This is a genomic window from Rhodoferax mekongensis (genome assembly GCF_032191775.1).
Taxonomy (GTDB): domain Bacteria; phylum Pseudomonadota; class Gammaproteobacteria; order Burkholderiales; family Burkholderiaceae_C; genus Allorhodoferax; species Allorhodoferax mekongensis.
The window spans coordinates 459,198-471,516 of record NZ_CP132507.1 but is presented as its reverse complement, the minus strand read 5'-3'; the positions used below and the strand labels follow the sequence as shown (position 1 = coordinate 471,516).

8 protein-coding genes are annotated in these 12,319 nt (G+C 62.5%); 5 read left to right on the top strand and 3 right to left on the bottom strand.

What is annotated here, in order from left to right; genetic code table 11:
• Nucleotides 1–4: 4 nt before the first annotated feature.
• The gene (locus RAN89_RS02260; protein ID WP_313868049.1) at nucleotides 5–1,693 is read right to left on the bottom strand and encodes a flavin monoamine oxidase family protein; all 1,689 of its coding nucleotides are present in this window, start codon (nucleotides 1,691–1,693) and stop codon (nucleotides 5–7) included.
• A 198-nt stretch (nucleotides 1,694–1,891) separates the two neighbouring features.
• Between RAN89_RS02260 and RAN89_RS02255 the strand changes: the two genes are divergently transcribed.
• A complete protein-coding gene (locus RAN89_RS02255; protein WP_313868048.1) occupies nucleotides 1,892–3,088 on the top strand; it encodes an acyl-CoA dehydrogenase in 1,197 nt (398 codons plus the stop codon).
• Nucleotides 3,089–3,171: 83 nt separating this feature from the next.
• Nucleotides 3,172–4,203 carry a LacI family DNA-binding transcriptional regulator gene (locus RAN89_RS02250; protein WP_313868047.1) on the top strand — a complete coding sequence of 344 codons (1,032 nt, stop codon included), beginning with the start codon at nucleotides 3,172–3,174 and terminating at the stop codon, nucleotides 4,201–4,203.
• Nucleotides 4,204–4,268: 65 nt separating this feature from the next.
• On the opposite strand, the gene RAN89_RS02245 is transcribed toward RAN89_RS02250, so the two are convergent.
• Entirely contained in the window at nucleotides 4,269–5,615 is a 1,347-nt protein-coding gene (locus RAN89_RS02245) for a GH1 family beta-glucosidase (protein WP_313868046.1), read from the bottom strand.
• Between the two features lie 106 nt (nucleotides 5,616–5,721).
• Between RAN89_RS02245 and RAN89_RS02240 the strand changes: the two genes are divergently transcribed.
• The 3 genes from RAN89_RS02240 to RAN89_RS02230 all read left to right on the top strand — a co-directional run bounded on the left by RAN89_RS02240 (nucleotide 5,722) and on the right by RAN89_RS02230 (nucleotide 10,318).
• Nucleotides 5,722–7,005: a CaiB/BaiF CoA transferase family protein gene (locus RAN89_RS02240; protein ID WP_313868045.1), complete on the top strand. Its 1,284-nt coding sequence runs from the start codon at nucleotides 5,722–5,724 to the stop codon at nucleotides 7,003–7,005.
• Between the two features lie 61 nt (nucleotides 7,006–7,066).
• On the top strand, nucleotides 7,067–7,921 hold the full coding sequence (locus RAN89_RS02235) for a phosphate/phosphite/phosphonate ABC transporter substrate-binding protein (protein WP_313868044.1): 855 nt from the start codon (nucleotides 7,067–7,069) through the stop codon (nucleotides 7,919–7,921).
• A gap of 39 nt (nucleotides 7,922–7,960) precedes the next feature.
• Nucleotides 7,961–10,318, top strand: coding sequence for a hybrid sensor histidine kinase/response regulator (locus tag RAN89_RS02230; protein ID WP_313868043.1), 2,358 nt, complete (start codon nucleotides 7,961–7,963; stop codon nucleotides 10,316–10,318).
• Here the strand turns inward: RAN89_RS02230 and RAN89_RS02225 are convergent.
• On the bottom strand, nucleotides 10,315–12,279 hold the full coding sequence (locus RAN89_RS02225) for an ATP-binding cassette domain-containing protein (protein WP_313868042.1): 1,965 nt from the start codon (nucleotides 12,277–12,279) through the stop codon (nucleotides 10,315–10,317). The two genes, RAN89_RS02230 and RAN89_RS02225, sit on opposite strands and share 4 nt — an antisense overlap.
• Nucleotides 12,280–12,319: the final 40 nt, after the last annotated feature.

Genomic DNA, 12,319 nt, shown 5'->3' with positions numbered 1-12,319 from the left:
GCCGTCATTCGGGGAGCGCCATCGGTCCCAAGGTGTCGAACACATCACCGGGGCCGGGGTTGGTGGCATGGGTGTGTCCGCCCAGATGTTGCACGATGCCCCACACCGCGTTCAGGGACGTTTGCACCGCCCCCTCTACCCATGCGGGTGTCCACGAGACGTCGTCCCCGGCGATGAAGATGCCGCGCTGTTCAGGCGGAAGTCCGTCCTGCTTGAAATGGGCATACATGCGCTGGTTGTAGCGGTAGTGCCCGGGCAGTGCGCCCTTGAAGGCTCCCAGAAAGTAGGGGTCCGCCTCCCAGGACACGCAAATCGGGTCGCCGATGATGTGGCTGGCAATGTCCACCTTGGGGTAGATCTTCTTGAGGGCCTGCAGGGCCAGCTTGACGCGTTTCTCCGGGGTCTGCGGCAGCATCTTGAGGGCGTCGCCCATCCAGGCATAAGACAGACAAATCACGGCAGGTTTGTCCGGCCCGTTGTCAAACAGGTAGGTGCCGCGGGTCAGCCGGTCGGTGAGGGTCATGCTCATCACATCGCGGCCGGTTTCCGGGTCTTTGTCTTTCCAAAATGGCCGGTCCACCATCACAAAGGTTTTGCTGGATTGCATGTAGCGGGTGCGGTCCAGCGCCATCCACATCTTGTGCGAGAACAGGGACTCTTCGACCGCAATCTGGGTGGTGAGCAGCCAGCTCTGGCAGGTCGTCAGCACCGCGTTGTAGTGGCGCGTGTCGCCCCAGGTGTCCGTCACGGCGAGTCGGCCATCCGCGGCCCGGGCAACGGCGGCTACCCCCGCACGGGTTGCGCCGCTGTGCAGGCTTTGCAAGGTGGTGCCTGCCGGCCAGTGCACCAGTGGGGTAGGCGCGTGGCGCCACAGGCCGTGAGGCACTTGGTCGGCCCCGCCCACAATAAGACGCTGGTTGTCATCGCAGTTGGTCAGGACTACTCGCAGGATCTCCAGCATGGAATTGGGGAAATCCGAGTCCCAACCGCCGGTGCCAAAACCCACTTGCCCGAAGATTTCCCGGTGATGGAAGGACAGCTTGGCAAACGCCTTGGAGTTGGCGATGAAGTCGTAAAACGTACGGTCATCCCAAAGCGGCACCAGCGCATTCCACATGCGTTTGAGTGCCGGCACATCCCGGTTGCGGATGGCGTTTTGCATATCGCTGAAGCGGGCATCGTCTTCGAGTGCCTGCGCCCAGGCGTCCGCGACCTCTTTGAAGATCGGGGGCAGGTCTTGCAGGCTGCGCGCGTAATGGGTGTTGCCCTCCAGGTCGATGACGGTGCTGCCCGAAGCGGGCGTCAGGGGGTTGGGGAAGTCCCGGGTCTCCAGGCCCAGCAGGTGGACATAGTGGTAGAACGCGGTGCCCGAGACCGGAAAGCGCATGCCGCCCAGCTCCGCCACCACGTCCTGCGTCCCCTCAAACACTTGCGAACGCAACCGCCCGCCCATCTTGGACGCCTCATAAATCACCGGCTTGAGGCCCAGCTTCATCAGCTCGTAGGCGGCCACCATGCCGGCCATGCCTGCGCCGACGATAGCCACCTCTTCGCCCAAGCGGTGGGCGGGTAGCTGGCCCAGCCCGTCGGGGTGGGCGATCCAGTCGTCAAACGCGAACGGGAAATCCGGGCCGAAGATGGTGACCGGTTTGCTCTGATCAGGTGCTGTTGTCGTGGTGCTGCTGTTGCCCATGGAATTGCTCTCCAAATTGGCGCGGACTATGTCATAGGTATGCACCACACGCAATACATCGGTGTCAAAGCGTCAAAAATCGCGTTTTTTTGGATTTAAAAATGAGTTAAATGCATGCCTTTGTGCAAAACGCTTGCTTGCACAGGCCCTATGCAGGGGCTACGATCCCTGCATTCCTTTCTTCTGCCGGAGCACTTCATGAGCCACGCCGCCTTCAATTGGCAAGACCCCTTTTTGCTGGACAGCCAACTCTCTGACGACGAGCGCATGGTGCGCGATGCCGCCGCTGCGTACTGCCAGGACAAGTTGCTCCCCCGCGTGACCCAGGCCTTCCGGGACGGCAGCACCGATCCCGCCATATTCCGGGAAATGGGTGAGTTGGGTCTCTTGGGCCCCACGATTCCCGAGCAATACGGCGGCCCCGGCCTCAACTACGTGGCCTACGGCCTGATCGCCCGCGAGGTGGAGCGGGTGGACAGCGGCTACCGCAGCATGATGAGCGTGCAGTCCTCGTTGGTGATGGTGCCTATCTTCGAGTTCGGCACCGAGGCCCAGCGCCAGAAGTACCTGCCCAAGCTGGCCACCGGCGAATGGATAGGTTGCTTCGGGCTGACCGAACCCGACCATGGCTCCGACCCCCAGAGCATGGCCACCCGTGCCCAAAAAGTGGCAGGCGGGTACAAGCTCACTGGCAGCAAGATGTGGATCAGCAACAGCCCGATCGCCGACGTGTTCGTGGTGTGGGCCAAAGAGGTCAGCGAGGCTGGATCGGTCGGCCCCATCCGTGGCTTTGTACTGGAAAAAGGCATGGCGGGCCTGTCGGCTCCGGCCATCCACGGCAAAGTGGGCCTGCGCGCCAGCATTACCGGCGAAATCGTGATGGACGGCGTGTTTGTACCCGAGGAAAATGCCTTCCCAGAGATCCGTGGACTCAAGGGCCCGTTCACCTGCTTGAACAGTGCGCGCTATGGCATTGCCTGGGGTGCACTGGGTGCGGCTGAAGATTGCTGGACCCGCTCCCGCCAATACACCTTGGACCGCAAGCAGTTCGGTCGCCCTTTGGCCGCCAACCAGCTCATCCAGAAAAAACTGGCCGACATGCAAACTGAGATCGCATTGGGCCTGCAAGGCTGCCTGCGCCTGGGCCGCATGAAGGACGAAGGCACGGCAGCGGTGGAAATCACCTCCATCCTCAAGCGCAACTCCTGCGGCAAAGCACTAGACATAGCGCGTATGGCCCGCGACATGATGGGTGGCAACGGCATCAGCGACGAGTTCGGGGTGGCGCGCCATTTGGTGAACCTCGAGGTGGTCAACACCTACGAAGGTACGCACGATATCCACGCCCTGATCTTGGGCCGGGCCCAAACGGGCATTGCCGCGTTCGCCAACTGATATCCGCTGGCGGCCCGTGTCAGTGCGGCCGCGGTGGGCATCGCATAAACTCCGGCGGGTCTGAACCACCTGCCTGAACCCGCATGACCACCACCTTCGCCTCCCCCTCCAGCAGCGAACCTGTAACGCTGCTGGACGTGGCCCGCGTGGCGGGGGTTTCCCCAAGCACTGTTTCCCGCATCCTGAACGGCACAGCCCGTGTAGCCCCGGCCAAACGCGAAGCGGTAGAAGCAGCGATCACCCAGCTCAAGTTCCGCCCCAACATCTTTGCCCGCAGCCTGAAGACCGGCATCACCATGACGGTGGGGGTGCTCACCCAGTCTATTGAAAGCCAGTTCTATTCGCGTGCGCTCAAGGGCATCGAGGTGGGGCTGGAGGCCAGCGGCCACTCCCCCATCATCGTGAGCGGTCACTGGAATGCCCAGACCGACGTGGCCAGCCTGAAGCTGCTGACCTCTCGCCGCGTCGATGGCGTCATCATCCTGACCAGTGACATTGCCGACCAGGATGTGCTGGACGTGGCCAAGCAACAGCCGGTGGTGATTACCGAGCGCGATCTGGAAGGGCCCAACCTGCGCTCCATCCATGTGGACCAGAAGTTCGGTGGCTATCTGGCTACCCGCCATTTGCTGGCCTTGGGGCACACCCGCATTGCCCACATTGCCGGTGTCGAGAACCGCGCCGATGCGCAAGGCCGCTACCTGGGTTATCTGGAGGCCCATGCAGAGGCCGGTGTGGAGCCGGACCCGCGCCTGCTGGTGCGCGGCAACTTTACGGACAAAGGCGGTCATGCCGCAGTGCAACGCTTGATCGAGAGCGGGGTTTCATTCACCGCCATCTTTTGCGCCAATGACGACACCGCACTGGGCGCGAGGCTTGCTCTCTACCAGCGGGGCCTGCGGGTGCCGGAAGACGTGTCACTCGTCGGCTTTGATGACATGCCCACCTCCAGCTTCATGACCCCGCCGCTCACCAGCGTGCGCCAGCCGGTGTACGAAGTGGGTTTGTATGCGGCCCGCATGCTGCTCGACATGATGGGCTACCCCGCAGAAGCGGTGCAGTTGCCCCCGCTGGAGCTCATGGTGCGCGAGACCACCCGGAAGTGGCAGGCTTGAGGCAGGCCTGAGTCAGTAGGTCTCCAACGGCAGACGGAAAAAAAGGCCCGAGGGCCTTTTTTTGTTTAGCGCTTGCGCTGCCTGGCGATGAACGCCCGGTAGCGCAAGGCACTGTCTTTCAGGGTGCGCTGCTGGGTGGCATAGTCCACATGCACCAGTCCGAAACGTTTGTCGTATCCGCAGGCCCACTCAAAGTTGTCCATCAGGCTCCAGTAAAAGAAGCCGCGCACATCCACACCCGCGTCCATGGCCTCGAGCAGCGCCTTCAAGTGGGTCTGCATATAGGCCTGGCGGCCCGGGTCGTTCACGCGGCCATCGACCACCTTGTCGGCCTCCGCAAATCCGTTTTCCGTGATGTAAATGGGAGGCAGGGTGTAGTCGCGGTGAATGCCTTGCAGCAGGTCCGAGAGGCCCTGCGCGTAGTTTTCCCAGCCCATGTCGGACACGCCATCCTTGTTGGGCGCGGGCACCGGTGGTGTGCTGGTGCTGGCCCAGATGCGGGTGTAGTAATTGATACCCAGAAAATCCAAGGGCTGGGCAATGATGTCGAAGTCACCGTCCTGGATGTTGTCGGGCTGCGCCAGCTCAGGGCCTTGGGGGTAAGCCTTGTTGAAGATGGGGTCCATGTACCAGCGCACAAAGCGGTCGTACTCGCGCTGGGCGCGGGCCTGGTCCGCCGGGCTGTCGGTGGCCGCGGTGGTGGGCGACTGGTTCAGCACAATCCCCAGCGGCGCTTTCACGCCCACAGCGCGCATGGCCTGAAGAGCAAGCCCGTGCGAGAGCAGCAGATGGTGGGACACGCGCAGCATGGCGGGCACGTCTTTCTTGCCGGGGGCAAACACGCCCTGGTCGTACCCCAGGGTGGCGGTGCACCAGGGTTCGTTGTGGGTGGCAATGCTGGCTACGCGGTCGCCCAGGAGTTTGCCCATGCGCTGGGCGTAGTCGGCAAAACGGTACGCGGTGTCGCGCGCTTCCCAGCCCTGCTGCAAGTCTTGCAGGCCCTGCGGCAAGTCCCAGTGGTAGAGGGTGGCAAACGGGGCGATGCCGCGTTTCAACAAGCCGTCTACCAGGCGCTCATAGAAGTCCAGTCCTTTTTCGTTCCAGGCGCCATAGCCCAGAGGCTGCACGCGGGACCAGGCGATCGAGAAGCGGTAGCTGTCCACGCCCAGGCTCTGAATCATGTCGAGGTCGGACTCGAGGCGGTTGTAGTGGTCGCAGGCCACATCACCGGTATCACCGTTCACCACCTTGCCGGGTGTTTTGGAAAAGGTGTCCCAGATGGAGGGTGCGCGCCCGTCCTGGGCGGCAGCGCCCTCAATCTGGTAAGAGCTGGTGGCGACGCCCCAGCGGAAATCGGAAGGAAAAGGGGGCAGGGGGAATGTCTCGGGAGCGGTCACGGGGTGTCCTTGCATTATTCTCATTTGAAATCGTTTTCAGGTGCGAATTTTACGGGTGAAATCGACCCTGTCAAACCGGCCGCACAGGCTACCATGGGCCATCCCATGCACTGAAGCCGGTATGACCCTTCCCAACACTCCCCAAGGCGCGCTCTCCCACCTCAAAGTTCTGGACCTCTCCCGGGTGCTGGCCGGCCCCTGGTGCACCCAGATGCTGGCCGATATGGGGGCGGATGTAGTCAAGGTGGAGCGACCTGTCGCCGGCGACGACACCCGCCACTGGGGCCCGCCCTTCATGCCGGGGGCGGATGGCAGGCCCACGCAAGATGCAACCTACTTCACCGCCTGCAACCGGAACAAGCGCTCCATCACCATCGACATGGCGAAGGAAGAGGGACAGGCGTTAATCCGTCAGATGGCAGTCCGGAGCGACATCCTGGTGGAAAACTTCAAGGTGGGTGGCCTCGCCCACTACGGCCTGGACTACGCCAGCCTCAAGGCTCTGAACCCCCGCTTGATTTACTGCTCCATCACCGGTTTCGGTCAGACCGGGCCCTATGCCGAACGGGCGGGTTACGACCTCATGATCCAGGCCATGAGCGGCATGATGAGCATCACCGGCAGAGCCGATGGTGAGCCCGGTGGCGGTCCGCAGCGCGCGGGTGTGGCCATCACCGATGTGTTTACCGGCATCTATGCCACCAGCGCCATCCTCGCGGCGGTGGAAATGCGCCACCGCACCGGCGAAGGCCAGCACATTGATATGGCGCTGCTGGATGTAGGCATGGCCATTCTGGCCAACCAAGCTGCAGGTTTCATCAACACCGGTGCCGAGCCCCAGCGCATGGGCAACGCCCACCCCAGCTTGGTGCCTTATCAGGATTTCCCCACGCTGGACGGCGCCATGCTGCTGGCCATTGGCAACGACGGCCAGTTTGCCCGCTTCTGCCAGGCCGCTGGCCGCCTCGAGTGGGCGCAGGATCCGCGTTTCACCACCAACCCCCGCCGGGTTGAAAACCGCTCCACGCTGATCCCGTTGATGATGGAGGTCACCCGCACCCGCAGCACCGATGCGTGGATTGCCTTGCTGGAAGACAAGGCCGTACCTTGCGGGCCCATCAACACGCTGGCACGCGCCTTTGCGGACCCCCAGGTACAAGCCCGGGGTTTGGTGCAAAATCAACGCGTAGCGCGTGTGGAATATGCGCAAGCAGCTCCTGAAACCATAGCAAATGCAAGTTACGAAAGCATCCGTACCGTTGCCAGTCCGATCCGCCTGTCGGCGGCCCCGGTGCAGTTGCGCTACCCCCCGCCGGCTTTGGGCGAACACACGCAGGTGGTGCTGACAGAGCTGGGGCTTGATGCAGGTCAAATACAAGACCTGCAGGCCCGTGGCATCGTGTAGCCTGCGCGCCGGTTACAGTGGCGCGGTGAAACTGCCGATAACAACACGTCGTGGAGTAACAATGCAACATCGTCGCCAATGGCTGTCTTTCGCAGCCGCCACTCTGGCTCTAGCAGCCGCCGCCCCCTCACTCGCGCAGGAAGCCCCGGTCTACCGCTTTTCCCCGGTCAACCAGTACGGCCTGGAGCTCACCGCCCGCTACTGGAACCCCATCATTGAATACATCACTGCCAAGAGCGGCGTGAAACTGCAGCTCAAGATCGGCCGCACTTCGGCGGACACCACGGCCTATGTGCTGGCCAATGAAGTGGAGTTTGTGTTTTCCAACCACCTGTTCAGCCCCGACCGCGACCAACTTGGCTGGAAGGTCTTCGGGCGCCGGCAGACGCCGCCCATCCACAGCCAGATCGTGGTTCTGGCGGATTCGCCGTACCAGAAGCTGGAGCAACTCGCCAACCAATCGGTGGCCTTCCCCGGCCCGGAGGCGTTGGTGGCCTACAAGTTCAGTTACGCCCAACTGCTGAACCGCAATATTCCGGTCGAGGTGGTGTTCGGCGGCAACATGGACGGGGCCTTTGCGCAGTTGGCCAGTGGCCGTGTCAAAGCGGTAGGCGCCAACTCCCAGCTGACCGAAGGTTGGGTCAAGCGGGAGGGCAAGAAGATACGTGTGCTCTGGCAGTCGGATCCCTTGTATGACCTGGCCCTCATGGCCTCCAAGAATGTGCCCGAGAAAGACCTGAAGGCGGTGGCCAAGGCCTTTGCTGACATGGGCAAAGACGTGCAGGGTGTGAAGATTCTGGCGGCCTCGGGCAATCTGGTCGGGCTGTTGCCCAATGCCAGCTTTGTGGCGTCTAATGGCAGCGAATACGTCAGCTACCGCAATTTCTACAAAACGGCTCCTCCCAACCTGCGCTGATCGTCCCCTTCAGGGCCTCCAGAAAACTGCTTCTCACCCATGCCTGCACGACTTCTGGACCGCATCACTCCCGCCACCCTGACCAATCGCGTCTTCGCGATTTACACCGCCACCCTTCTGCTGTTCGTGGCGGGCGGATTGGCGGCGTTTATCAGCTACGAGTTCCGCAAGCAGATCGAGGAAACGCAAGCTTCTTCCGTCATGCTGATCGAAGTGGTGGCGCAGTCTGTGCAAGACAGTGTGGTGATCGGCGATTACGACACCGTCAAACGCATTCTCGAAAAAGGCGTGCAGGGTTCCGCCTTTGCCAGCGCCATGTTCAAGGACACCAGCGGCGCTATTGTTTTGGCCAAAAGCAAGGCCCCAGCCGACGGACACCCCCCGAAATTCATCTCCAACTGGGTGAAGTTGCGCCTGGACGATGTGAACCGGCCTGTCTCCGTCGGCGGTAAAGACTACGGCCTGCTCCGCCTGGAGTTCGACGCCGATCTCGTGGCTGAAGATTTGTGGTCTATCAGCGTGCTGGTACTAGGTGTGGGGCTGGCCAGCCTGGTCGTAGGCCTGCTACTGATCCGCTGGGCCTTGAACCATTGGCTGGGAGGGCTCCAGAAACTGCGTGAAGTCGTACAGACTTTGGGCACCGGAAGTAGTGAAACCGAGAAGCTCGTGATCGAAGGGGCCCCTGCCGAAATCCAGAGTCTGGTGGCCATGTTCAACCAGACCGCCGTGCTGGTGCGCGAGCGTGAGGGCAGCCGCGCAGCGCTGGAACAAGCCAAACTGGCTGCTGAAAAAGCCCGCCACACGGCGGAGCAGGCGAGCTTGGCCAAGAGCCAGTTTCTGGCCAACATGAGCCACGAATTGCGCACGCCCATGAACGCCATTCTGGGCATGCTGCAGTTGCTGGAAGGCACCGAGCTCACCGACAAGCAGCGTAGCTACACCCACAACACCGCCAGCGCCGCCCGATCCCTGCTGAGCCTGCTCAACGACATCCTCGATTTCTCCAAGATCGAGGCCGGAAAGATGACGCTGGACCCGCGTCCCTTCCGCACCGACCAGCTGCTGCGCGACCTGTCCGTCATTCTTTCTGCGAATGTGGGCGCCAAGACCATTGAGGTCTTGTTTGATGTGGGTACTGACGTGCCCAATGCCCTGGTGGGCGATGACATGCGCTTGCAGCAAGTGCTGATCAACCTCGGTGGTAATGCAGTCAAGTTCACTGAACGGGGTGAGGTGGTGATCCGCCTGCGCCTCAAAGCGACCAACGGTGCCAAAGCGTTCGTGGAGTTCGCCGTCTCTGACACCGGCATCGGCATCGCGAGCGAAAACCAGGCTCACATCTTCAGTGGTTTCTCCCAGGCAGAAGCATCCACGACCCGCCGCTTCGGTGGTACCGGCCTGGGGCTGGCGATCTGCCAGCGCCTGGTGGGCCTGATGGGCGGCACCCTCGAAGTGGACAGCGTGCCGGGCGAGGGCAGCAACTTTCACTTTACCGTTCCCCTGCAGATCGCTCCACCTGCAGCTGTAGGGCCGGCAGCGATGGTGCAGCGCCACCCCTTGGCAGCCCAGAAGGCGCTGGTGGTGGACGACAACCCGGTCGCCCGCGCGCTTTTGGCCACCATGACCCGCTCGCTGGGCTGGGACGTGGATGTGGCAGAGGGCGGCCCGCAAGCGCTGGAGCGTGTGCAGGCTGCACAGAGCGGCAGCAAGCCTTACCAGGTGATTTTCATGGACTGGCGTATGCCCGATTGGGACGGTTGGGAGACCACCCGCCGCATCCGTGCCGCGATGCCGGGCGGCGACACGCTGATCCTGATGGTGAGCGCCAACGGCCGCGCCATGATGGCAGAGCGCACTGCGGACGAGCAGGCTTTGCTGAATGGCTTTCTGGTCAAGCCGGTGACGGCCTCCATGCTGCTGGACGCGGTCATGGATGCACAGGCGGCGAGCGCCAAGGCCGCCACCGGCGTCAACCCCGCCGCCCCGCAAGCGGTCAACAAACCCAAGCGTCTGGACGGCATGCGCTTGTTGGTGGTGGAAGACAACAAGATCAACCAGCTGGTGGCCAAGGGCCTGCTCAAGCAAGAAGGCGCCGAGGTCACTCTGGCCGACAACGGGCAGCTCGCTGTGGAACTGCTCACCGCCCGGCCCGATGCCTTTGAGGCCGTGCTGATGGATGTGCAAATGCCGGTGATGGATGGCTACGAAGCTACCCGTGCCCTGCGCACCATGCCCGTATTTGCTAACCTGCCCGTGATCGCCATGACTGCCAATGCCATGGCCTCAGACCGAGAGGCCTGCCTGGCCGCCGGCATGAACGACCACGTGGGCAAACCCTTCGAGATTGACCACCTGGTGCGCACCCTGCTGCACTTCACCGGGCGGCCCGCGCTTTAAGCCGGCTTGCCCAGTTCTTCCCAGCGCTCCAGCGCCGCCATCAACGCTTCGTCGATCTCGGCATTGCGCGCGCTCAAGGCGAGTGCACGGGCGTTGTCTTTGGCGAACAGGCTGCCGTCGGCCAGCGCATCGGCAATATCTTTTTGCTCGGCTTCCAAGGCCGCAATGGCGGCAGGTAAACCATCGAGCTCGCGCTGCTCCTTGAAGCTCAGCTTGCGGGCCTTGGCGGGTGCCGGTGCAGCAGGCGCAGTGGCGCTCACCTTGGCAGTTGCCTGCTCCTGTTTTTGTAGCTGCTCGCGCTCGTAATTAAAGGGCTTGGCCGTGGTTTTGCCTTGCGCGGCGGCAATGTCGTTTGCGCGCTTGGTCTGTATCAGCCAATCGCTCACGCCGCCCTCGTACTCGCGCCACTTGGCATCGCCCTCGTAGGCAATGGTGCTGGTGACCACGTTGTCCAGGAAGGTCCGGTCGTGGCTGACGAGGAAAACGGTGCCGTCGTAGCTTTGCAGCAAGTCTTCCAGCAGCTCCAGCGTGTCGATGTCCAGGTCGTTGGTGGGTTCGTCCAGCACCAGCACGTTGGCCGGGCGGGCAAACAGGCGGGCCAGCAGCAAGCGGTTGCGCTCGCCACCCGACAAGGACCGCACCGGTGAGGTGGCGCGGGCCGGAGAGAACAAAAAGTCGCCCAGGTAGCTTTTGACGTGCTTGCGCTGGTTGCCGATTTCGATCCACTCCGAGCCGGGGCTGATGAAGTCTTCCAGCGTCGCGTCCAGGTCCAGCGCGTTGCGCATCTGGTCGAAGTAGGCCACGGTGACGTTGGCACCCAGGCGCACCGTGCCCCAGGGGCTGTGTCCGGGTTCGGGTTTGGGTGCATTGGCGGGGGCTGGATCCGGCTTGTGCTCGCCCAGAATCAGCTTGAGCAAGGTGGTCTTGCCCGCGCCGTTCGGGCCGAGCAGGCCGATCTTGTCGCCGCGCAGAATGGTGGCGGTGAAGTCCTTCACGATCATGCGGTCGCCGAAGGTCTTGCTCACATGCACCATCTCGGACACCAACTTGCCGCTCTTGTCGCCGCTGTTCACGTCCATGTTGACGCTGCCCACCACTTCGCGGCGGGCTTCTCGGGTGGCGCGCAGCTCTTGCAGGCGGTTGATGCGGGCAGTGGCGCGGGTGCGGCGGGCTTCCACGCCCTTGCGGATCCACACCTCCTCCTGGGCCAGCAGCTTGTCGGCCTTGGCGTTGATGACCGCCTCTTGCGCGAGTTGCTCTTCCTTTTGGGTCAGGTAGGCGGCGAAGTTGCCGGGGTAGCTCATCAGCTTGCCGCGGTCCAGCTCCACGATGCGGGTGGCCACGTTGTCCAGGAAGGAGCGGTCGTGGGTGATGGTGATGATGGAGCCCTTGAATTCCTTGAGCAGGCCTTCCAGCCATTCAATCGAGTCCAGGTCCAGGTGGTTGGTGGGTTCGTCCAGCAGCAGCACATCAGGCTGGGCGACCAGCGCCTGGGCCAGGGCCACGCGCTTTTTGGTACCGCCGGAGAGCGAGTTGACGATCGCCTCGGGATTCAGGTGCAGGCGTTGCAGGGTCTCGTTGACCCGCTGTTCCCAGTTCCAGCCGTCCAGCGTTTCGATCTCGCTTTGCATGGCGTCCAGATCGCCTTCGCCCGCGCAATATTGCTCAATCAGGCCGATAACGCGCTCCAGACCTGCGCGAACAGCTACGAAAATCGTAGCGTCTGCATCGAGTTGCGGCTCTTGTGCCACATAGGAAATGCGGGTGCCGGTCTGCACTTGCAGGGTGCCGTCGTCAGGCTTCTCCATACCGCCCAGAATTTTGAGCATGGAGGATTTGCCTGCGCCGTTGCGGCCGATGAGGCCGACGCGCTCCTGCGTTTCGAGGGAGAAATCAGCGTGGTCGAGGAGGGGGACGTGCCCGAATGCCAGCTGGGCGTCAAGAAGAGTAATAAGTGCCATGTGGGACCGATTATCCCAGCATGGATGTGACAAGCGCCTT